Origin of the sequence: Ancylomarina sp., from assembly GCF_041555295.1 — a bacterium.
Classification (GTDB): Bacteria; Bacteroidota; Bacteroidia; order Bacteroidales; family Marinifilaceae; genus Ancylomarina.
On the sequence record NZ_JBFFKR010000014.1, the window covers coordinates 1 to 23,909 of the forward strand.

The following is a 23,909-nucleotide window of genomic DNA, read 5'->3' on the forward strand; positions in this document are numbered from 1 at the left end:
AAACAAATTCTAGAAAAACCGTCTGTGGACAAGCCCAACCACACCATATCCGACCATAACTGACTGTAAAAAGCACAATAAATACAAAAAGGGTAATCATCGAAAACAAAAAGATATGGAAATCTTGAGGCCAAAAATGAATCCCAAAAAGAATAAACTCCCTCTCGATTACATTAAGCAAAATAAAAGGGTCTCCATTAACTTTTATAAATGGTGTCACCAATAAAATAGTTAGAAGAAGATAGCTAACTAAATTTCTGTAGTTATATAATTTCCCCTTAGGTTGTTTTGCATACACCCATTGTCTTTTGCCTTTTTTATTTAGAGTTGCAAGTTGGTCGCGGTAAGAATCATCAAAATTTTGGTTGGGCATTTCGCTTTATTATCATTTATTTTTCTTGTTTATACAATTCACCTTGTGCCGCTTTAGCATTAGGAGGGTTTGTTCCAATCAGAGTCATCACATAACTTGAAACCTGCAACATTTGTTCTGGAGATAATTGATTTTGCCAAGCTAACATGCCCTTTAATGGCTTACCTACTTTTATGATTTTGTAAACATCCTCTAAGCTCCCGCCATTCAACCAATAATCATCGGTTAAGTTTGGCCCAATTGCATTTCCTTCTCCCAACAATGCATGGCATGCAACACAGTTTTTATCGTAAATCGCTTTACCTGCATTAATATCCTTAACATCTTGCATCAACACTAGCGATGATTCGTCGAATGTTGGCTTTGGCTTGTTTGCTTCAGCAATTGCCATTTCTTTTTCGTATTCAGCAATCTGAAGATCATCGCCAAAAACATGGTAACGAAACATGTAAACAGCCGCAAATACAATAGTCACATAGAATAAATAACGCCACCAAGTCGGCATTGGATTATCTAACTCTCGAATTCCATCGTAATCATGATCACTAATCAGGTGAGCATTTTCTTCAAGAAACTTATCTTTTTTTTCCATTACAGAAGCTTTTAATATCTTAAACAGTTAATATATCAGAACACTAAGCAAAATTAATCAGGCATCGACTGATTTGAGTTTGACTCTGTTCCCTCATCTTCGAGAGCATAGCTTTCCATATCATGGAAAACACTTTTATTACTCTTCTTAAAGGTCCACCATATCATACCCATAAAAAAACTAAAAAAGATGAGTAATGAGATACTAGGATAAAGCCCAACATCCGATATACTTTGTAAATAATGACTTACTAGTTTCATGCTTTATAAGGTTAAAGGTTAAAGTAGTAAAAGGATAAAGGTGGTGTTCGTATTCACTTTAACCTTTATCCTTGATCACTTTATCCTTGATTATTCTTTTACTGAAATATCGCGACCTAAACGTTGTAGGTAAGCAATAACTGCAATAATTTCTTTCTCACTAGCTACTTCTACACCATTAGCTTTAAGATCAGCAGCAATTTCATCAGCTTGCGTCTTTAAATCTTCAAGAGCAACAACATCGTAATTTGCAGGGTAAGGAGCCTTGTCATAAGGAACGCCCAACTTAATCATTGCACGAATTTTTGCTGATGTGTTCGAAGTACTCAAATCATCCTTAATCAACCAAGGATAAGCAGGCATAATCGATTGTGCATTCATCTTTTGAGGATCGAGTAGATGATTAAAATGCCAAACATTCGTTTTATACATCTTTCCTCCTGGAACACCTTCACGAGCCAAATCTGGACCTGTACGTTTCGATCCCCATAAATGTGGATGATTGTAAACCAGTTCACCAGCTTTAGAGTATTCACCATATCGCTCTGTTTCCGATCTAAACGGACGAATCATTTGTGTATGACACGTATTACAGCCTTCTCGGATATAGATATCACGACCTTCTAACTCAAGTGGCGTATATGGTTTTACACTTTCGATAGTAGGAATATTAGACTTAACCAGATAAGTTGGAATAATCTCAAAGGCACCACCAATCAAAATAGCAACAGTAGCTAAAAGCATAAACTGAACTGGTCGACGCTCTAACCAACGGTGTAAACCTTCACCTTTAGCACGCTTAGATGATGTCACCAATGCAGGAGCAGAAGCTTCTTCATTATCGGCACATTTACCCGATGCTGCAGTCTTAAATAAATTATAAACCATCAAAAATAAACCAACGAAGTATAGAAGACCTCCTAAAACTCTAACATGATACATTGGAAGTATCTGAGTGATCGTTTCCAAAAAGTTTGGATAAGCTAACAAACCATCTGCTGTAAATTCTTTCCACATTAATGTTTGAACAACTGCACCCCAATACAATGGAAGAGCATAGAAAATAATTCCTAAGGTTCCAATCCAGAAGTGTGCGTTAGCCAACTTCTCAGAATACAATTTGGTTTTCCACATTTTTGGGAATAGGTAATACAACATACCAAAGGTTAAGAAACCATTCCATCCCATTGCACCAATATGTACGTGAGCAATATTCCAATCTGTGTAATGAGTTAATGCATTTACCCATTTCAAAGACATCATAGGTCCTTCAAATGTTGACATACCGTAAGCTGTTACCGCAACCACCATAAACTTAAGTGTTGCACTATCACGAACTTTATCCCAAGCACCTCTTAGTGTCAACAGACCATTAAACATACCACCCCATGATGGAGCAATCAGCATAATAGAGAAAACAACTCCTAACGACTGTGCCCAGTCTGGTAAAGCCGTATATAATAAATGATGAGGTCCAGCCCAGATATATAAGAAAACCAAGGCCCAAAAGTGAATAATTGATAATCGGTAAGAGTATACCGGACGATTGGCTGCCTTAGGTAAGAAATAATACATCAAACCTAAATAAGGTGTTGTCAAGAAAAAGGCCACGGCATTATGACCATACCACCACTGAACCAAAGCATCCTGAACTCCAGCATAAACCGGATATGATTGCAACCAACTATATGGTATTGCAATAGAGTTACCAATATGCAAGACTGCAACCGTCACAAAAGTGGCGATATAGAACCAAATAGATACATATAAATGGTCCGCCCTTCTTCTTAAGATTGTTCCAAACATATTCCATCCAAACACAACCCAAATAATGGTAAGTGCGATATCAATAGGCCATTCAAGCTCTGCATATTCCTTACTGGTTGTAATCCCTAAAACAAAGGTTACTGCAGCCGAAACAATAATGGCTTGCCAGCCCCAGAAATGAATCCAACTCAATTTATCACTATACATACGAGCTTTTAACAAACGCTGAAGTGAGTAATAAACCGCAGTAAAAATGCCATTACCAACAAAGGCAAAAACTACCGCATTAGTATGAACTGGTCTTATTCGCCCAAAAGAGGTATAGGCCAAATTGAAATTAAAAATGGGGAACGCCAATTGTAAAGCAGCCAAAAGACCGACCAACATTCCGACTACACCCCAAAGAATAGTAGCGTAGGCAAAATATTTTACGATTTTATTGTCGTAAGAAAAATGTTGTGTTTCCATGTATGTTATAGCTTTATAAATTTACGAATGAATTCTTTTTACTTTTCCTTAGAGGCCTTTGAATCATCCTCTTTTTTATCTTTAGTTTCACTTTCTTCTTGATCTTTTATTTCTTGGTCATCGAATAAAATTCGAACCGATGGTGAATAATGATCGTCATACTGCCCTTTCTTTACAGCCCACAAAAAACCGATCAAGAATCCTCCAGCCACGACCATACTCACCCCTATTAAAACAAATATTACACTCAAGGTTCAATTTTTTAATCTTGTATATAATCGAACAGCCTAATTGAGCTGCACACGTTTCTTACTTACTTTTCCTAGACTTGGCAAAATATCTTCCTTTATTGGAACTTGTTTCCCTGCCATATTCCTAGCAAAATAACTCGTTGTAAAACTTGCAAAAGCTACAACAGAAATTGAACTTATAGGCATTAACAAAGCCGCCACAATAGGCGATAAAATACCTTGAACAGCAAAATATAAACCTAATATATTGTAGGCAAAGGATAATAGGAAACTTAGTTTCACAACCCACATTCCTTTTTTCGATATGCTTAAGAACCTTTTCAAATCCTGGAATTTCGATGCTTCTAAAATAGCATCACAAGCTGGAGAAAAATTGTAAATATCGTCTGCTATTGATATACCGACATCACTCACCTTTAAAGCTCCGGCATCATTCAAGCCATCACCAATCATCAATATTTTGTTTCCTTTACTTTTAAGAGCTTGTATATATTCCAATTTATCCTTTGGGGATTGATTGAATAATAGGCTTGAATTCTTTGGAAAGATTTCAGCCAAGTTCGATTTTTCAGCATCATTATCTCCTGAAAGAACATGTAAGTCATAGTTCGATGACAGAGATTCAATTAACTCATTTAAGCCTGTGCGATACTGATTACTCATGATGAATCGCCCTTTCACTTGACCATCTATAGAGACATAAACTACGGTAGAACCAGATAAGTTTTCAGCTTTAGAAGCTAAAACAAAACTGGCAGATCCAATCTTCACATCTCTACCCTCAATAAGTCCTGATAGACCTAAGGATATCATTTCTTTAAAATCGTGTACCTTTCTAGAAGTCGATTTTTTTAGATGATCGTAAAGTATCGTACTTAAAACATGAGATGAATGTCGAGATAATGACTTGACTGCATCCAAATCTGGTTCGCTTAATGCTACACCAGCATACTTAACACTTACGGCATCAGCCTGTGTAATAGTTCCTGTTTTATCAAAAACAATCGTGTCAACTCCACTTAAAGCTTCGACGATATCGGCACCTTTTAAATAGATCCCTAATCGGCCTAACATTCGCATCGTATTACCTAATGCAAAAGGAGAAGATAAAGCTAAAGCGCATGGGCAAGCGACAATCAAAACTGATGTAAAAGCAAATACAGCTTTTGATGTATCGTTCAATAACCAATAAAAGCCAGCTAAAGCACCAATTACGATTATTGAAAGTGTGAAATATTTACTTATCTGATCAATCAAGGAATTCAACTTAGAGAAGTAAATTTCTTTTTCCTCCGATTGATTCCAAAGTTGTGTTAGTCTCGATTGAACAACCTCTTTTTCGATGCACATTTCTATGGCTCCTCCCACTTGCTTACCTCCAGCAAATAAATGATCGCCTATGGATTTTAAAACGGATCTGGATTCTCCCGTCACAAAACTATAATCAATTAAGGCTTCACCTTTAGTCAGAATGGCATCAGCAGGTATCAATTCCTGATTTCTAATCAAGATTACATCGCCTTTTTTCAACTTATTGATTTGCGTGCTCTGTTCTTCATTATCAATAATTCTACTGACAGCAACCGGGAAGTATGAACGGTAATCACGTTCAAAAGACAAGGCCTGATAGCTTTTACTCTGATACCACTTACCAATAAGTAAAAAGAAAATCAAGCCTGCTAATGAATCCATATAACCAGCACCGGCACCAGTAAATATTTGAAATGAAGATTGAATAAAAAGTGCAATAATACCTAAAGAAATAGGTACATCTATATTAATGAATTTATGTTTTAAGCCTTTGTAGGCAGAGACTAAATAATCGTTCCCGCTGTAAAACAAAACAGGCAAAACAAGAATAAAATTCATCATTCCAAAGAATGATTTGAAATTACTCTCTAAATATTCTGAACCTGGCACATATTCAGGTAAGCTAAGAAGCATGATGTTCCCAAAACTAAAACCAGCGACTCCAATTTTGTATAAAAGTTTCTTATTAGCATCCTGATTCTTTTTCTCTTGGAGATTATCAAGCGTAATTTCAGGAATATAGTGGATAGAAGCTAAAAGCTCAGCCAGCTGACGAAGGCTTAAATCATTTGAATCAAAAGTAACCGTAACCTCTTTTTTAACGAAGTTCACAGTTGATTTTAATACAGCCTTATTTAAGACATTAAGATGCTCGAGTAACCAAATACACGAACTACAATGAATTCCTGGAATATAGAAGCTTACTTTACGGATTGCATCTTCTGAAAACTCATAAAGCTTTGAACTGATTTCTTCATCATCAAGGAATGCAAATTTCTCTTTAAACTTTCCTTCTTCAATTTTGATCCCAGGTGTGCTCTCGATATTGTAATAGGAACAAAGAGCATTGTCGTTCAAAAGTTGAAAAACGGTAGAACAACCTGAGCAACAAAATGGCTTACCATCCCAAATTACGGGATGTTTACCACAATCGTCACCACAATGGATACAGACTTCGTTTTTTGTATCTTTAGCTATTTTCGTCATCTTGCAGACTCATTAGTCTTAATCAAAAACAATGTTCTCAGATTCAACTCTTATTTATATTATTGCAGGTGTTACTCTCGCACATTTCCTATTTGGGATAGGCTATTTACTTTATAAGTTAGGCTTTGCTCCCAAAAAGAAAAAAGATGATGTTGAGTAATAAATTCAGAATCTAGCTAAGATTTTGTTCTCATTTTCGACAACTGAAACACTTGGAATAGAACTAGAAAAATAACACCCCAAATACCAATAACACCTAAAAGATAACTCGCGACAATCCAAATTGGCGCATTAGCTCGAGTTCCCCACATGGCTCTTTCATCAAGAGGATTCTTAGGATTAGTTGGTACAGCTATTGATAAAACTCGTTTTTCTTCAATTGCTCCATAATTGTCTTCATCAGTAAGCTTAACCAAAAGTTCAACCTGTCCTTCTCTGTCGCCAGGAAGATCATCTGGAAATTGTATTAACAGTTCTCCATTTGCATTGGTATAAGCTTCCTGACCTGAAATATCTAATTGACCAAATGCTCTCTTTACAAGAAAACTCATTTCAATACCTTCCAAGCCAACACGTTTTCCGTCCTTCTTTAAACCAGTTAAGTGTGCATTTAGTTTCTTATGCTCTGCATCAACATTAAGCTCAATTTTAACATCTGTTACTTCAGGATTCACAACCGCACTTGCAACGACTACTTTCTTTTTATTCTTATCAAAAGAACGCAAATAAGTAATAACCACCCATTTACTTTCATCGTTCAATGTTTTATCGAAAGTTGGCATGGCACCTTTTCCCGTTTTAATCTTGTGATAAATTTCACCATCAGATTGAATAAGGAAATTCTGAGAACCTAAGTCGGACGGAGCAGGTTGTAGAGGCAACATATTAGCCTTGGTAGGATCACCATGACATGACTTACAATTGGTTTGGTATATTTTTTTCCCTGAACTAATATTCTTCTTACTTAGCTCATATGGATTAAGCTTCTTTTTTGCAGTAGCAGATACATTCCAGTCCTCCGCAGATGCAGAGTTCATAAAGGCAAATACAAGAACAAGAGTCGCTAATATAGTGGATACGTTTTTCATGTGTTTCTTGTTTTTTTTATTCCTCAATTTTATAATCAATTCCCTTCTGATCAGCAATCTCACATATAGGTAATACAGGAAAGATCTTAGCCAACACGGTAATAATCAAAAGTGCCAAAGCAAAACTCAATACGGTAACCGAAATCTCAATTGATGTTGGGAAATAAGTCTTAAAATGATCAGGTACATTCTGAATAGGTAGATGTGGGTGTAACATGGTAGGAATTACAATTACATACCGCTTAAACCATGCACTAGCAATCACAAATAGAGAAATAATCATGATTGGCATTGGCTTTCTGAAACGCTTATTCACCATCAATATAACAGGTAATATATTCCCAAAAAGTTGTGAAGACCAAAACATAATTGCCCATGATCCAAAAAACAATTCCTTAAGATGGACGCTATCTCCTGTTTTCATTTTATATCCGGGAACCAAAAACTCATTGACATTGAAATACAAATAAACCAAACAAACAGCGACCATCAACTTACCCATCTTATCAAAGTGTAGATCGGTAATATAATCTTGTAGCTTATAGTTAACTCTGAAGAAATACATGGCAACAACAAGAGCTGCAGAACCGGCAACAAAGGCTCCTGCAACGAAATAAGGTCCAAAAATAGTTGTATCCCAACCATTACGAAGAGTTGCAGCAAACAACCATGATGTAACCGTATGAATTGCTAAACCAACTGGAACAATTAAAACCATTAAGGTTCTAATCATCTTATGAAGATGTTTATATTGTTCTGGTGTGTTCGTATAGCCAAATGAAAGAATTGTGTATACTTTCTTTAAAATAGGAGATGAGTTATTAATATCCTTTTTGCAGATTGCCAGATCAGGAATCATAGGCAAAATCAACAACAGAGTACTGATCACTAAATAGGTCGTAATGACTGTAACATCCCACAATATTGGTGACTGAAAACGGCCATGAATTAACACATTTAGCACTCTATCCGGACGACCCATATCTAAAACAATCACTAAACCTGCCACCGCAACGAATGCAACGGCAATAATCTCAGCAATTCGAGAAATTGGGATAATCCAATCGACCTTCAGTAGTCCTAGTATCGATGAGATTAACATCCCGACTAAACTAACTGCTACAAAGAATACAAAGTTGGCTATATAGAGTCCCCAAGATACATAATCACGCATTCCGGTTACACCAAGGCCATCACGAAGTTGTACGTAATAGGCCCAACCGCATACAGCAATAACTGTCACCAGGAAAACAATCCATAATTCCAGTCCTTTATGATTTTGCATTGGACGTAGAATATCTTGTTTTAATTTTTCAAAGGAAAGTGTTGTTTCTTTCGATCTTGTATTGTCATTCATAAGTAAAATGATTTTCTATGAATATATAATGTATCGTTTGTTTAATCTCTGATTAATGAAGATTCTCCTCATTCAACAAATCACCATTGAATTCGAAAGCTCTATTCTTAGGAGGCAAATAATAGACTCTTGGTTTGGTTCCTAGTTCTTCCAACAAGGTATAACCTGCATTATCCTCAATCAATTTCGAGAAACGAACAGTTTCACCACTTGTCCCATTAGTTACTGCATCTTCATTCCTATCTCCGAAATAATAAACCCCGTTAGGACAAGCAGAAACACATGATGGTAGCTTATCCTCTCGTAAACGATCGGCACTAAATAGACATTTACTTACTGTCCCTTTTTTCTGAGGGACATTCGCCTCAATATTATAGGTCAAATCTTTATATTTATCGGCATCCTTTGGCTCAGTCCACTGGAAAATACGTGCTGAGTAAGGACAAGCAGCAATACAGAAACGACAACCAATACAACGTTCGTTATCAATTAGAACAATTCCATCTTGTCGCTTAAAAGTTGCATCAACAGGGCATACTTTTGTACAAGGCGGATTGTCACAATGCTGACAAGGTTTAGGCATAAAGTAAGGTGCAGTATGCTCAGAATCCTGCATCTGTAGAACATTAATATGGTGCTGGTCAGCTCTTAATTGATGATGATTCTGACATGCATCCATACACTTTCGAGCATTTCTACATTTACTTAAATCGATAACCATCACGAATGACTTACCAGCAATACCCTCACGACCTCTTTTTTGTAGCTCATTAAGAGGCTCATTAACGGTCGGACGAAGTTGGTTTTTATCAACCTGAACCAGCTGTCCATCTGCTGTAAGCAAATTGACCATCTCTTCGGGTTCTTTAGCTGCGGCTTTTACTGCACCTAAAAGTGAAAAACTACTAACCACTCCTGCAGCGCCAACAGTTACTCCAAAGCTTTTCAGAAAATTTCGTCTACCCTTATCGGAAGTTTTTTGTGTCATATCTCAAAAATTTGCTCTGTCACGATTTTGGAATACCATTTTCTGATCTACCTTATCGTATTTATAAAATGTGTATAAATACACTTTAAATATTAAAGTTAAAATCCTGAAAACATGACTCCATTTTTATTCGGAACCGTTTGCAGAACATTCAAAGATAAATAATATTTTCAGTTTTTTTAACAATTACTATATTGTGATAAAAAATAAAATATGATAATTAAATGCAAACACAAAACCCAACATCAAACTATCAATCTGAACGTTACAAAACGTAGCGCAACGATATTACACCTCTTAATTAAATAACCACTTAAACCTACAACTAAACTATTACAGATCCTTTTATCTTAATTACCAGCCATTTATGAACGGAATATATTCAAATACTCGTCTATCAATCTAAGTCAAAAAGCTTTATTGATTTTTCTAAACAGCTTATAAAGCATATCTATCATCGAATAAATAAAAAACACAACAAACACACATTCTTCTAATAATCATGCTATTAACAAAGATTGATTTATGATATATAATTCTTTAATCATGTTTTACAAGACATTAAGAGAATCTATTGATTTAGAATTTTCTAAAAACAATTAAAAGCGTAATTTTGCCCGCATCTTTCAGCCGAGAATAAACCTATACATTTGGCTTAACTTAAGACTATGAACGAATTAAATAATTTGAAACCTATCAATGATTGGTTTAAAAAATTAGACAGCCGTCCCATTATCATTAGTGGACCATGCAGTGCTGAATCTGAGGAACAAGTCTTAAATACAGCTCGTCAATTAAAAGAGATTGATCAGGTTAAGGTTTTCAGAACTGGAATATGGAAACCTAAAACTCAGTCAAATAGTTTTGAAGATAGAGGGGATACTGCTCTTAATTGGTTAAATCAAGTTAAACAAGAGACTGGCTTGTTAACTATGGTTGAAGTTGCGTCGCCTAAACATGTGGAGATGTGTTTACGTCATAACGTAGATATTCTTTGGATTGGAGCCAGAACAACATCAAATCCATTTTCGATACAAGAACTTGCAAGTGCACTTCAAGGAATGAATGTACCTGTCATGATAAAAAACCCACTTAATCCAGATATCAATCTTTGGATTGGGGCATTGGAACAAATTAATAAAGCTGGGATTTCAAAATTAGCTGCTATTCATTGTGGCTTCTATCCTTTTGAACAAACTAGCCTTCGTAATATTCCAAAGTGGGAAATTCCAATTGAATTAAAATCCCGATTTCACAACCTTCCTATGATTTGCGATCCAAGTCATATTGCTGGTGACAGAAATCATATTCAGCAAATCTCTCAAAAAGCTCTTGATCTAAATATGGATGGTTTGATGATAGAAAGTCATTTTAAACCTGAAGAAGCACTAAGCGAAGCTGAACAACAACTTATCCCTTCAGAGTTAAACACAATTTTGAATAGCCTGGTTTGCAGATTAAGCATTAAAGATGGAGAAGATTACAATCCGCTTGATCAATACCGAAATCAAATCGATTCGATTGATGCGCAGATTATTGAACTTCTTGCTCAAAGAATGAATACGGTTAGCGAAATTGGTGAATACAAATCTGAAAAGAACTTAAATATTCTTCAATTAAAAAGATGGGAAAAGGTAAGAGAGCAAGGAACTGAACTAGGGAAATCCTTAGGTCTATCAGAGAAATTCTTAACTCAATTACTTAGAATGATTCACAAAGAAGCCATTCTCATTCAGAACGATGTAATGAATGATAAAAAATAGATAAGCTTAATAAAGAAAAATTAAAAAGCCAGTAGATTAATATCTACTGGCTTTCTTCTTATATTCTCATTTGATGTTTAGCTTTTCTGTCTAATTTTCAATTTTTGTCCAACCCTTAAACTACGTGAATTTGTAATATTATTCATTTTCATGATATCATAATTTGATACACCCGGAAATTTCTTAGCAATGGTCCAGAAATTATCATTCTTACGAACCGTATAATAAACGTATTTCCCGCTCCAGTTAGACGTGGATTTTCCAACATTATTTACCTTCTTAGATGCTACATAGTTCTTTCCTAAAGTAGCTTGCTTTTGAGATTTAGACATCGAATTAAACGACTTATAATATGAAGCCTTTGACTTAGGAACATAGACAGCCAGATTTTGACCTACTCGAATCATATTACGTCTAATATTATTCCAATATCTCAAATCAGATGTTCTTATATGGAACCATGATGCAATTAGTCCTACAGCATCACCAGATTTGACTTTATAATAAATCTTAGCTTTCCCCTTAGGAGAAGCATGTGCAAACTTCTGATATCTATCTCGAGGATTAGCAAGCTTATCCTTTAGGTTGAAATAGTATTCTTTTTTGTAAGATGTAATTGAATCCTGATTGTCAATAAAAGCCAAAGCTGACTCAAACGGGATTTTCAACGAATATGGTTTATTAAAAGCAGGAATAATATCGGCTCGGTACTGAGGATTCAATTCACGTAATTTCTGTGTGGAAACTTTGGTAAATTGAGCAATCTGATCAAAATGCAATTGTTCCTTAATCATTAAAGTATCACAAACCTCAGGAAATTGATTAGGTCTAGGATACAAGCCATGTTCTTCGTGAAAGTTGAAAGAATAAAGTGCTGCAATAAATGCTGGCACATAACCTCTTGTTTCTTTAGGTAATCTGTAATAAATATCCCAATAATTCTTCTTTCCACCACTACGGCGAATAGCCTTATTTACATTTCCAGGGCCACAATTGTATGCAGCTATAACCAAAGGCCAATTGCCATACATCTTATACAAATCCTTTAGGAACTTAGCAGCAGCATAACTCGATTTTATAGGATCACGACGATCATCTACAAAAGAGTTTACTTCCAACTTATACTGTCTACCTGTCGAATACATAAATTGCCACAAACCAGAAGCCCCAGCTCTAGATAAAGCTTTAGGATTAAGGGCTGATTCAATAATTGGCAAATACTTCAATTCCTGAGGTAAGCCTTCTCTATCGAGTATTTCTTCGAAAATAGGAAAGTAATATTCCGACATTCCCATCATAAGCTCAACCTGCTTTCTTCTTCGCTGCGTATAAAGCTCAATATAATTTCGTACAATTTTATTATACGACAAATCGAACATCGAAGGGATAGATTGTAATCTCTTAATGTAAACTGAATCGGCTAACTTTTCTTTTATATATTTTGTTTCTGGACCTTCATAGACGGATGTCTTAACTGAATTTTCCGCATACCAAGCGTTAACAAGCTTATCAAGATTGCTCTTGAACTCAGGTTGTATACTATCATTTAAATCCCAGCGAACATCAACAGGATTGATTTTTAGAAAAGCTAAAGAATCTTTCTCCACAGCAGGAGTCATATCCTCTTCTTCAATTATAGGATTTTCAACTTCACTTTCCTGAGCAAAAACTTCAGAAGCATCTACTACAGCAGACGAATTGTCTACAAGCGTTTTACTCGTAGAGCAAGCCATACTTGCGATAAGAGCCAATGAATAAAGGGAATATTTAAATTTCATATTTACTTTTTTTTTCTTCTTTTCTATTAAAAAAATAGAATTCAAATTAAAGATAATGCCTCGTGCACTCTCCACTCCTGATTATACGCAATCAAGCAAGTTATATTGCTCCGTTAATCTTAAAAAATGTATAATCCCCTACTATTTTAAAATATCGAATAAGGATTCAACCAACCAACTCTTACTATTCACTTTGATATAATTCTCCTTATCTATTCCTGACAAGCCTAATTTTTCTGCATCCTGATTCGAATCGAAATAGATTCTAGCCTCTTTTGCAATTTTTCTTTTTTGAGCATCATTTAAAAGCTCTGACTGAAACTTAGGCCAACTAGAAACAGTTTTCAAATCGATATCCAACGAATCTTTCTTTTCAATAAGAAACTTGAAGTACCTAGCGAGCTTGTCAACATGTTTCGAATTCTCTACAATATCTTCGTCATTAATCTCAACAAGCTTTAAGCCCGAATCAGAATTGATATGCATCACGTATTTTGCATTCTCACAATGGATAGTTGCAGAAGTGAAATCTTGGTCTAGAATATCTGAAAACAATAAAAACTCTTGCTGCTCTCTCTTATCTATTGTATCACCAACAACTGAGTGCAATACAATTAACTTATTCTGTGCAATTACAGATAAAGTCATGATAACGAAAAAAATAAAGCATAAGATTATTCTCATACATTTCAGGTTTTGAAATTATAAGTTACTAAAAATTAATTCGGCAGGAAAGGCCTAAAGTACTACCACTTACGGGTGAATAATTCATTTTAGGCTGAACTGTCATCGACAATTCGTCATTGATATTAAAATTGGTTAAATGCGCATCGACAGTCGCATCGATAATATTAAGGACATAAACACCAAACAGAATGATATAACTAAAATCTCTGTCTCGCTTATATTTGTCCTTCCCATTTTTAAATCTTGTCTTATACCAATTATCATCGGCAGCACTTGTATTCTCAAAATCCACGTCTCTTACCAATTTCTCATACCTTTTCAATGTCGGCTCAATAATTCCATCTCCCTCTGCTTGATTTTTGTATTCCAGATATTTAGAAAAATCGATATAACCATCCTTATAATCATTATACTGACCTGTATTCCATCCAATAGCATAGACCGTGACACCAATACCTGCATACAGAATGGGTACCTTCCAATACTTTCTATTGTAAATTTGACCTAAACCTGGAAGTAAAGCTGAATAAACAGTTGCTTTATGTGGTGAATGCTCCTTTATTTTAATAGGTAAAATAACAGTATCAGACTGTATTTTTTGTGCTTTTACATTTTGTCCGAAAATTAGCACAACAAAACACACGACTACAAATAAAAGGAGTGTTTTAAAATAATTCAAAATCGTATCTTTTTGAGTTTCATTTATGATTTCATCTGGTCTAGAACGCCTAAAATACGTTCCAAATCATCATCTGATTTAAAAGGAATAATAATCTTTCCATTTCCTTTATCAGTACGTTTCATGTCAATATTAGACCCAAAATGCTTCGACAAATGCTCTTTAAGACTTTCATATTCTTCAGCTAAACGAACTGGACTAGTCTTCTCTTTTACGGGAACGTTATTAGGTGTGCCATTATTGGCTTCACGGACCATTTCTTCAATTTTCCTTACTGATAATTCCTGAGCCGCAGCCATCTTAAAGATGGACAGTTGATACTCTCTGTTATCAACATTTACAAGAGCACGAGCATGCCCCATAAGAATTTGCTTCTCACGAATCCCTTTCTGAATTTCAGCAGGAAGTTTCAGAAGACGCAGGTAGTTTGATATGGTTGAACGCTTTTTCCCAACGCGATCACTCAAACTCTCTTGTGTCAAATCACACTCGTCAATCAGTCTCTGATACGAAATTGCAATCTCAATAGAATCCAGATCTTCACGCTGAATATTTTCAACCAAAGCCATCTCAAGCATCTTATCGTCTTCCGCAAGGCGAACATAGGCTGGAATCTTTGTCAACCCTGCAATTTTAGATGCTCTTAAACGACGTTCACCCGCAATAAGTTGAAATGAATTGCTATTGAGTTTACGAACAGTGATAGGCTGAACAATACCAATTTCTTTAATCGATTTAGCTAATTCATTTAAAGCTTCCTCATCAAATTTGGTTCGAGGTTGAAAAGGGTTCACCTCAATTTTCGATAGTTCAATTTCATTGCTAAGCTCATACTCCTGACGTGATGGACGATTTTGAAAATCATCTCTATCATCAATCAAAGCTCCTAAGCCTCTACCTAATGCACTCTTTTTAACCATAACATATCATTATAAAATATGAATTCGACTAGATTCTTAAACCTAATCGAATTACATTTTCTTATTTCTTAATTTCGTTTTCTTGATGCACTTCTTTAACCTCAGCATTATTCTCTACAAGCTCTCTTGCTAAGTTCAAATAATTAATAGCACCGTTTGATTCTGCATCATATAAAATAGCAGGCTTGCCAAAACTTGGCGCCTCTCCCAGTTTTGTATTTCGTTGAATAATCGTTTCGAAAACCATATCCTGAAAATGCTTTCTAACTTCACTTACAACCTGATTAGAAAGGCGTAAGCGACTATCATACATGGTTAATAAGAAACCTTCAATTTCCAATTCAGGGTTCAATCTACTTTGAATGATCTTAATGGTATTTAAAAGTTTACCTAAACCTTCCAAAGCAAAATATTCACACTGTACAGGAATTAAGATTGAATCTGCGGCAGTCAAGGCATTTACAGTGATTAGTCCTAATGATGGTGAACAATCGATTAAGATATAATCGTAATCGTCGCGAATCACATTCAAAACATTCAGTAGAATTTTTTCACGATTAGCTAGATTCAACATCTCAATTTCTGCACCAACCAAATCGATATGCGAAGGAATAATATCCAAACCCTCCATCTCGGTTTTTAGGATTGCATCTCTAGGATTTGTACCATCAACAATACACTCGTATAAGCTATTTTCAATTGCACGAACATCAAAACCATAACCCGATGTTGCATTAGCTTGAGGATCGGCATCAACGATAAGAACGCGATGTTCCAACACGGCAAGACTAGAAGCTAGATTGATAGCTGTGGTTGTTTTTCCAACACCACCTTTTTGATTTGCAAGAGCGATTATTTTAGCCATAAAGAATTCCTATTTTAATCAGAGAAACGAGTCCGATCCGCCTCTCTATTGTAGATACAACACTTACCTTCAGCACAAGTAGAACATCGATCCAACCAAGCATAATCTCTTATATCCTAGTCTTATCAGTTCAGAATTTCGCTAGTTTCAAAGATAGTATTTTAAAAGACATTTAAAATTCAGAGACACTTATACTTATTAAAAGTAAGCTGAAAGTTATAAACAATTTCAAATAGCTTAAACCTCTGCATAGAGTTTTAAACTCTCAGCCAACAACTGCGCCTTATCAATAGGAACAACCACTGGAATCTCACAAACAATCCCACCTGCAAGGTTTGATATTGCTGCAATTTCTGCAGCACTCATACCTGCAGCCAAACAAAGCGTAGCCACCGAAATAACAGTATCTCCTGCTCCTGAAACATCAGCAATTTTTCTAACAACAGCAGGAATATGCTCATAAGTATTTTCATTACTGATAAACACACCTAATTCTGAAAGTGTAATCAATAATTTATCAACGCCCATCTCTGTCTGAAATTGTTTCGCTGCTCTAAATAAACCATCGATATCGCCTTTCTTTAAAATCAAATTGGAACCTTCAAGAAATTCTTTGAAGTTTGGCTTAAATAAAGTCACATTTTTATAGTCCAAATAATGACGTTTTTTAGGATCAACCGAAACCGGGATTCCTAGTTCTTTAGCCTTACTCGTTACCGTCTCGATTAGCTTCTTAGTGATCAACCCCTTGTCATAGTCTTCAAAAACGATGGCATGTATCGTTTGACTATTCATCAAATCAAGAACATGCTCAATAAATGCCTTTTCTGTTTCATCAGCCAATTCGTGAGTATCCTCTTCATCAATACGAATCACATGCTGATTGTTGCTAATAAATCTGGTTTTAACTGTTGTTCTACGATGAGAACTCACAACAATACCCGATTGCTCTTGTTGAATCTCAGATAAAAGTTTGACAAAATCTTTGCCTCTATCATCATCACCAATTACAGAACACAATATAGGATTAGCTCCAAGCGATTTAATATTCAAAGCCACATTAGCAGCGCCACCAAGTCTATTTTCGCGACTTGAGCACGAAAAAATGGGCACAGGTGCTTCCGGAGAAATACGATCAACCTCGCCCCATGCGTAGGCGTCAACCATAACGTCACCTATAATAAGAATATTGTAATCGGAGAAGGATTCGAAAACACGATTCAATTCAGATTTATTCACAAGCGGTATTTTTATTTGTTTGCCCAACAAAGATAAACAAATTCGAATCTTTAAAAATAGGTAGAGGTAGCTTTAGATTTTTTTAAGACATCAGTCAATTGATATCATCCTGATTAACATCTATTCAATTTCTTTCTTCGTATTAGCATTCACAAAAAGAATATGACCTAAACGCTCATACCCCATAAACATTTCAGCTCCTTCGTGTTTAATACTATCACCTCTAAAACCAATCAAGGTTAAACCTGCATGTTCAGAACGTTCATTAATAAGATCCTTAGGAGAAACATCATCTTGCGCTATTAACACCTCAACATTTGTACTTATAATCGGTAGTCGACCCGAAGCAATCATTTCATCAAGACTCTCTCTAACCTCCAGAGCTTGTTCTGCCTTACAAATATTAAAAATCTTAATATCAGCCTTCTTCCAATCAGGATGCCCAGCAATAATAAAGCTCAATAAAATCATCAAGTTTGCATTATCAGCATCACTGGGTTTAATCCAGATATGAATATCCGACTTCAGGTTAAAACGACGATTAGAAGAAGCCAAGACACAAAAATCAAAATTACCTGCATTGGCTAAAGCATAGTTTTCTATAATCTCATCTAAATTTTCAGCAGTCTCTTTGTCGTATTCAAAAATCACCATATTATTTTCCATACCTGCAACTCCAGGCAACTGTATTGCTTGAGCAATAGCTGAAGTATATGAAGGCGAAATAATAGTGTCCACAAAAACATGATTGCCGACATTTTCAGAACGACTCACCAACAAATCAAGCTCTTGCATAGCTTGATTATGTGTAGCCTTAGAATAATACCCTTCTATTCGATGCAGATAGGTTCCAAAACCATATTTGTAGGCAATCCAGTTTAATAATTTAAAAGCCGTATCTCGTTCAAAAGAATTCTTTGATATACAAATGGCACTTGGTCTCCACTCCTGCACGCGTTTTTTCCCTGCTTTTTGCAGAAACACTTGAACGTTCCTATGTAGCTGATATAATGAATTCAAAAAAATTGAAGCCAACCCATGTCTGTCCTTATGATAGTAATTCATATACAAATAAGTTAAAACCATCAGCATAATTGCCAGTAAAGCATATACGGTATTAATCTTAAACATGACCAAAATCGATACGACAAAACCTAGCAATGACAAATACCATTTCGACTTAAAAGAAGGTCTATAACTAGGCGATGAACCAAAATGGTTTAAAAAAGATATCAAACAAAGCGCACCATAGGTTACCATGAAAAACATAGATATAACCTCTGCAACGGCGTTTATATCACCCATAAATACAAAAAACAGAGCAATCAAACACGTCACCATTGAAGCATTTATCGGTTCGCCATCTTTTTGACGCCCTTTTGCTAACCACCTATTGAGTCCTTTCGATGGCAAGGATCTATCAACAGAAAGAGCTTGCAAAGTTCTTGGTGCCACCATTACCGAACCTAAAGCCGACGAAATGGTTGATGCGGCCAAACCCAAAGGGATTGCAATAGCACCTCCCAGTGCAATTTGCCCCATAACCAGCTGATTACCTATCAGATCTTGAACACTAGCATATTGAGCTAATTTATACACAACAAAAACATAAATTATCATGCCTATAAATGTAGCCGCTGTTGTGCCCCATGGAATTGATTTGGCAGGATTTTTAAGATCCCCTGAAAGTCCTACTCCAGCAGTCATTCCCGTAAAAGCAGGGAAGATAATGGCAAATATGACATAAAATTGATCTGAGTTTCGAAACTCAGCTTTAAACAAAGAAAAATCAGAAACCGACGCATGAGCCGTATCACCAAGAAAAAATAAAAGAAGTGATGCAAAAAGTATCGCCGCCACAAAATAAAGTGCCTTAACTCCCAAATTAGCACCTTTTTTTAGAATTAAAGCTGATAAGATTAACATGGCAGGTACAGAAACGACTTGCCGAGGCAAAGACAGATCGTAAGTTGATGAAACCCAATTAAAAATAGGCTCAAAGGCTTCGGTAAAAGCAATGACATAGAAAGCAACCGAAATGGCCTGTGAAAAGAATAGTGCCAAACCAATTGTGGCTCCAATATTTAAACCAAAAGAACGAGAGATAATAAAATATTCACCCCCGCCTTCAACTCGCTTATTTGTTGCGAGCTCCGAAATAGCAAAAGCAGTTGGTATTGTTACTAAATGCCCCAGCAGGATAATTAGAATGACACCCCAGAAACCAAGATTCCCAACGGCAAAGCCAAATCTTAAGAATAAAACTGCTCCTAATATGGTCGATATAGCTGTAAAGAAAACAGGTGCCGTTCCAAATTTCCGTTTTTCTACTCCCTCTTGCATAGATTCTTAGTATTGATTTTAATTTTCCTTTTGTACTAAAATTAAACTTTTTATTTGGTCATACTAACCTTTCATAACAAAATCTTCAGATGAAAACTCTAATTTTAAATACTTACAGACTTAATCTGTTCAACATTTTTAAGTGCTAATACAGGAAATTATTACTATTTTCGGCTTTAATTATCACATCTAGATTTTTAACAATATAGCTTTACTAAATATTAGCGACAGACATAGTTGAACCTACACTAACCTGTTAACTAACAAATAAGCTATATTTAAAAGACATAAAAACGAAAAACAATGAAGAAAATATTATTTGCACTTCCTCTATTACTTCTGTTTGCATGTAATCAGGAACCTACTGTTAAAATAAAAGGTAGCATTAAAAAAGGTGAAGGGATTACACTGTATCTTGACAAGCTTCATACAGCTCGCGTAGAAACAATTGATTCAGTTAAGCTTGATAAGGATGGTGAATTCAGTTTTAAAACAAAATCGTCACAACCTGAATTTTATTTATTGCGTTTATCAAACGGTAAATTACTAACACTTTTAACAAGTCCAGACGAAGAGGTTGAGGTGAATTCACTTTCTACTCATATGAACCAAGCTTATATTGTTTCAGGTTCTACTGGTTCTGTCTTTGTAAAGGACTTAAATGATAAACTTCAAGAAACCAAGGATAGTTTAGCTGTAATCAGAAAAGAATTAAAGAAGAAAAAAGCAGATCCAAACTATTCCAGTATTTCTCAGAATTTGTTGGCTAAGTATATTGAAGTTATTCAAGATCAAAGAGAATTCTCGGCCAACTTCATCATGAAAAATGCCACTTCTCTTTCAAGTTATTTAGCTCTTTATCAGAAAATCGATGAAAACACATATACCTTGAATGAAAATAGCGATATCAATTATGCTAAGGTTGTTGCTTCATCGATGCGAGCTTTATATCCGGAACACGAATACACAAAAGCTGTGTTGGCAAATCTGGAGACCATGCAAAAAAGATTGGATAACATTAAAATGAAAAACCTTATTAAAGAAAAAGGTGCAAACTATCCAAACCTTAGTCTTAAGAATACCTCTGGAAAAGAGATCAACCTGAATTCTTTAGATGGAAAACTGATTGTTTTAACTTTCTGGGCATCACAAGATGCTAACTCAAGAAAGCATAACAACACACTAAAAAAAATCCATTCAAAGTATAAGAACAAAGGCCTGGAGATCTATCAAGTTTCTGTTGATCAGGATGCTAAACTATGGAAAGAAGCTATTGAGAAAGATGGTTTAAATTGGATAAATGTTTGCGATCCTGAAAATGGTAGTGCTTTAGCAGTTCGCAATTTTAATGTTCAGCAAATTCCTGCAAACTACATCATCAGTAAACAAGGTGATATTGTAGGTAAAAACCTATACGGATTAGCTCTTGAAGAGAAAGTTGCTCAATACATCAAATAAGAAAATAAAACATTAAGTCTGGAATTCAACCAGACTCATAACTATAGCTTAATTAAGCAAACGTATGACAACTGGGGAAAAGATATATTTTGCTTCTGATGTTCACTTGGGATCACCAGCTTTAAACAACAACCTTCAACGTGAAAAGTTGTTTGTAAAGTGGCTAAATCAGGTAAAAAAGGATGCTAAGGCCATTTACTTAATGGGCGATATTTTCGATTTCTGGTTCGAATACAAAAAAGCTGTACCTAGAGGATTTACAAGATTTTTAGGCACACTTGCTGAAATTTGCGACTCCGGAATAGAAGTCCATTTTTTTACAGGAAATCATGATATCTGGGTTTTTGATTACCTACCAAAGGAAATCGGAGTTATTGTTCATCGAGATGTGCTTAAGACAGAAATTGATGGCAAAAAATTCTTTCTAGCTCATGGCGATGGTTTAGGTCCTTACGATAAGGGCTACAAAATGCTAAAGAAAATATTTACCAGTAAATTCTTGCAGTGGTGCTTTGCTCGTTTGCATCCTAACTTTGCAATTGGAATTGCTCACAAGTGGTCTTCGCATAGTCGCTTAAGCGATGGTAAAGTTGAAGCTGATCAATTTAGAGGCATGGATAAAGAATGGCTGATTCTCTTTGCAAATGATATTCTAAAAAACGAATATTTCGATTACTTTGTTTTTGGGCATCGCCATTGTCCATCGAATATTGAAATTGACAAAAAAGCCCGATACATTAATACGGGCGATTGGATTTCCCACTTCACATACGCCGTGTTCGATGGAGAAAAAATGGAACTCATGAACTTTGAAAAACCTGAAGCCTAGCTTCAACCCCACAGGTATAAATCTCATTAAACCTCAACTAAATTCTTATTATGGAATTTTTATATATCGCAATCGGAATATTAAAAGGGATGATAATTGCATGGCTGATTTTACGCAAAAAATTAAATACTGCCGCAGCATTGCACCGGGAAGAGCTTTTGAAAAAAGAAAATGCATTTATTCTTGAGAAGAGTGAGTTGGATCAATCTAAAATGAGATTTGAAGAAAGAGCTATCAATCTTCAGAATGAAAAACAAGTGCTTCAAGCTGAGATTTCAGCAGAAAGAGAAAAGAACGAAAAATTAAATCGTTCGGTTTCCATTTCGGCAACGGAGCGTAAGAATTTAGAAGAAAAGCTTGAGTATCAGAAAAGAGAACTTGAAGAGCTTCAAAAGCGATTCACAACTGAGTTTGAAAATATTGCCAACAAAATTCTAAAAGAAAACTCAAAAGAATTCACCAGTTCGAACCAAAAGAACATGGATGAGATTTTGAGTCCAATCAAAGAGAAACTGATCTCATTTGAAAAAAAGGTAGAGGAAACTTACGATAAAGAACTACGTGATAAGATTAGCTTACGTGAGGAAGTAAAAAAGCTTTACGATTTAAATACTAGAATTTCCGATGAAGCCAACAACCTAACAAAAGCGCTTAAGGGTGATGTAAAAAAGCAAGGAAATTGGGGTGAGGTTGTTCTAGAGCGAATTCTTGAAAGATCGGGATTGACTAAAGGTCAGGAATACGACAGAGAAGTTTTCATGAAAAATGGTGATGGACAATCCATTCGTCCCGATGTGATTATTCGTCTTCCTGAAGAAAAACATATTATTGTTGATTCTAAAGTATCATTAGTTGCTTACGAAAGGTTTGTAAATGCAGCTAAAGATGAAGAAAGAGAGTATTTTCAGAAAGAACACATCATCTCTTTCAAAACTCACATAAAAGGATTAGCTGATAAGCATTATCAAAGCTCAGCCTCTTTAAATACGCCTGATTTTGTATTGATGTTTGTACCTATTGAATCCTCATTCTCTGTGGCCGTTCAGGCCGATCAGGAACTATTTGGATACGCTTGGGATAATAAGGTCGTTGTGGTAAGCCCATCTACTCTTCTTGCAACTCTTCGTACCATTTCATCAATTTGGAAGCAAGAAAATCAAAATAAAAATGTGATGGAGATTGCCCGCCAAGGTGGGGCTCTTTACGACAAATTTGTTGGTTTTGTTGAGGATCTAATTAAGCTAGGCAAGCAAATGGATGGTTCCCAAAAACTGTATCAGGAGTCGATGAATAAACTTTACAATGGAACAGGTAATTTAGTTGGTCGTGCAGAGAAAATTCGCACACTGGGCGCTAAAGTCAAAAAGAAACTACCACAAGCTATGCTCGACAGAATTAGTGAAGAGAAGGCTGTGGAATAATAACAAATCACCGAATTGTTCGCCTAAGCTCTTGATGGAGTCATTATAAAATTATAATTGCTCGCCTAATCCATTGGTGGAGCCTTCATCAATTTATAATGGCTTCCCTAATCCTCTGGTGGAGCCTTCATTAAATTATAATGGCTTCCCTAATCCATTGGTGGAGCCTTCATTAAATTATAACGATCTTCCTTATTTTCGCATCTTTTATTCGAAACACCTATTCCCTATGGATCACGGGAGCTTTACTGCAAAATTATTGTTAA

21 protein-coding genes are annotated in these 23,909 nt (G+C 35.6%); 5 read left to right on the plus strand and 16 right to left on the minus strand.

All coding sequences use genetic code 11. The features are described from left to right. The 6 genes from ABY905_RS02440 to ABY905_RS02465 all read right to left on the minus strand — a co-directional run. A partial coding sequence (locus ABY905_RS02440; protein ID WP_372640084.1) for a 4Fe-4S binding protein occupies positions 1-373 on the minus strand: 373 nt, incomplete at its 3' end. Between the two features lie 16 nt (positions 374-389). After that, complete coding sequence (locus tag ABY905_RS02445) at positions 390-965, minus strand: cbb3-type cytochrome c oxidase N-terminal domain-containing protein (protein WP_372640086.1); 576 nt, start codon at positions 963-965, stop codon at positions 390-392. Positions 966-1,018: 53 nt separating this feature from the next. Beyond that, on the minus strand, positions 1,019-1,225 hold the full coding sequence (locus tag ABY905_RS02450; RefSeq protein WP_372640088.1) for a cbb3-type cytochrome oxidase subunit 3: 207 nt from the start codon (positions 1,223-1,225) through the stop codon (positions 1,019-1,021). A gap of 90 nt (positions 1,226-1,315) precedes the next feature. Further along, positions 1,316-3,460 (minus strand): cytochrome-c oxidase, cbb3-type subunit I, encoded by a 2,145-nt coding sequence (gene ccoN / locus ABY905_RS02455; RefSeq protein ID WP_372640090.1) that lies wholly within the window; start codon positions 3,458-3,460, stop codon positions 1,316-1,318. A gap of 38 nt (positions 3,461-3,498) precedes the next feature. Then, positions 3,499-3,711, minus strand: coding sequence for a cbb3-type cytochrome oxidase assembly protein CcoS (gene ccoS, locus ABY905_RS02460; protein WP_372640091.1), 213 nt, complete (start codon positions 3,709-3,711; stop codon positions 3,499-3,501). Positions 3,712-3,747: 36 nt separating this feature from the next. Further along, a complete protein-coding gene (locus tag ABY905_RS02465) occupies positions 3,748-6,228 on the minus strand; it encodes a heavy metal translocating P-type ATPase (protein ID WP_372640093.1) in 2,481 nt (826 codons plus the stop codon). Positions 6,229-6,259: 31 nt separating this feature from the next. Here ABY905_RS02465 and ABY905_RS02470 point away from each other — a divergent pair, with 31 nt between their 5' ends. Then, on the plus strand, positions 6,260-6,388 hold the full coding sequence (locus ABY905_RS02470) for a hypothetical protein (protein ID WP_372640095.1): 129 nt from the start codon (positions 6,260-6,262) through the stop codon (positions 6,386-6,388). A 16-nt stretch (positions 6,389-6,404) separates the two neighbouring features. On the opposite strand, the gene ABY905_RS02475 is transcribed toward ABY905_RS02470, so the two are convergent. Genes ABY905_RS02475 through ABY905_RS02485 form a run of 3 tightly spaced genes read right to left on the minus strand, consistent with a single transcriptional unit; the run spans position 6,405 to position 9,661 of the window. Continuing rightward, a complete protein-coding gene (locus tag ABY905_RS02475) occupies positions 6,405-7,316 on the minus strand; it encodes a cytochrome c (protein WP_372640097.1) in 912 nt (303 codons plus the stop codon). Positions 7,317-7,332: 16 nt separating this feature from the next. Then, positions 7,333-8,673, minus strand: coding sequence for an NrfD/PsrC family molybdoenzyme membrane anchor subunit (nrfD, locus tag ABY905_RS02480; RefSeq protein ID WP_372640099.1), 1,341 nt, complete (start codon positions 8,671-8,673; stop codon positions 7,333-7,335). Between the two features lie 52 nt (positions 8,674-8,725). Further along, the gene (locus tag ABY905_RS02485; RefSeq protein WP_372640101.1) at positions 8,726-9,661 is read right to left on the minus strand and encodes a 4Fe-4S dicluster domain-containing protein; all 936 of its coding nucleotides are present in this window, start codon (positions 9,659-9,661) and stop codon (positions 8,726-8,728) included. 668 nt (positions 9,662-10,329) lie between these two features. Between ABY905_RS02485 and ABY905_RS02490 the strand changes: the two genes are divergently transcribed. After that, the gene (locus tag ABY905_RS02490) at positions 10,330-11,424 is read left to right on the plus strand and encodes a chorismate mutase (RefSeq protein WP_372640103.1); all 1,095 of its coding nucleotides are present in this window, start codon (positions 10,330-10,332) and stop codon (positions 11,422-11,424) included. Positions 11,425-11,501: 77 nt separating this feature from the next. Here the strand turns inward: ABY905_RS02490 and ABY905_RS02495 are convergent, their stop codons facing one another. From ABY905_RS02495 to ABY905_RS02525, 7 genes are all read right to left on the minus strand, one after another. Beyond that, positions 11,502-13,202: a transglycosylase SLT domain-containing protein gene (locus tag ABY905_RS02495; protein WP_372640106.1), complete on the minus strand. Its 1,701-nt coding sequence runs from the start codon at positions 13,200-13,202 to the stop codon at positions 11,502-11,504. A gap of 141 nt (positions 13,203-13,343) precedes the next feature. After that, on the minus strand, positions 13,344-13,886 hold the full coding sequence (locus ABY905_RS02500) for a hypothetical protein (protein WP_372640108.1): 543 nt from the start codon (positions 13,884-13,886) through the stop codon (positions 13,344-13,346). Between the two features lie 28 nt (positions 13,887-13,914). Next, positions 13,915-14,568: a DUF5683 domain-containing protein gene (locus ABY905_RS02505; RefSeq protein ID WP_372640110.1), complete on the minus strand. Its 654-nt coding sequence runs from the start codon at positions 14,566-14,568 to the stop codon at positions 13,915-13,917. A gap of 23 nt (positions 14,569-14,591) precedes the next feature. Continuing rightward, on the minus strand, positions 14,592-15,488 hold the full coding sequence (locus tag ABY905_RS02510) for a ParB/RepB/Spo0J family partition protein (protein WP_372640112.1): 897 nt from the start codon (positions 15,486-15,488) through the stop codon (positions 14,592-14,594). Between the two features lie 61 nt (positions 15,489-15,549). Then, positions 15,550-16,353 (minus strand): ParA family protein, encoded by an 804-nt coding sequence (locus ABY905_RS02515; protein WP_372640114.1) that lies wholly within the window; start codon positions 16,351-16,353, stop codon positions 15,550-15,552. Between the two features lie 237 nt (positions 16,354-16,590). Then, positions 16,591-17,592: a bifunctional heptose 7-phosphate kinase/heptose 1-phosphate adenyltransferase gene (locus ABY905_RS02520; protein WP_372640116.1), complete on the minus strand. Its 1,002-nt coding sequence runs from the start codon at positions 17,590-17,592 to the stop codon at positions 16,591-16,593. A 120-nt stretch (positions 17,593-17,712) separates the two neighbouring features. After that, positions 17,713-19,935 carry an amino acid permease gene (locus ABY905_RS02525; RefSeq protein WP_372640118.1) on the minus strand — a complete coding sequence of 741 codons (2,223 nt, stop codon included), beginning with the start codon at positions 19,933-19,935 and terminating at the stop codon, positions 17,713-17,715. A 303-nt stretch (positions 19,936-20,238) separates the two neighbouring features. Between ABY905_RS02525 and ABY905_RS02530 the strand changes: the two genes are divergently transcribed. From ABY905_RS02530 to rmuC, 3 genes are all read left to right on the plus strand, one after another. Then, positions 20,239-21,393: a thioredoxin-like domain-containing protein gene (locus tag ABY905_RS02530; RefSeq protein ID WP_372640120.1), complete on the plus strand. Its 1,155-nt coding sequence runs from the start codon at positions 20,239-20,241 to the stop codon at positions 21,391-21,393. Between the two features lie 64 nt (positions 21,394-21,457). Then, positions 21,458-22,222 carry a UDP-2,3-diacylglucosamine diphosphatase gene (locus ABY905_RS02535; protein ID WP_372640122.1) on the plus strand — a complete coding sequence of 255 codons (765 nt, stop codon included), beginning with the start codon at positions 21,458-21,460 and terminating at the stop codon, positions 22,220-22,222. A 50-nt stretch (positions 22,223-22,272) separates the two neighbouring features. Next, positions 22,273-23,643, plus strand: coding sequence for a DNA recombination protein RmuC (gene rmuC, locus ABY905_RS02540; RefSeq protein ID WP_372640124.1), 1,371 nt, complete (start codon positions 22,273-22,275; stop codon positions 23,641-23,643). The last annotated feature ends 266 nt before the right edge of the window (positions 23,644-23,909 follow it).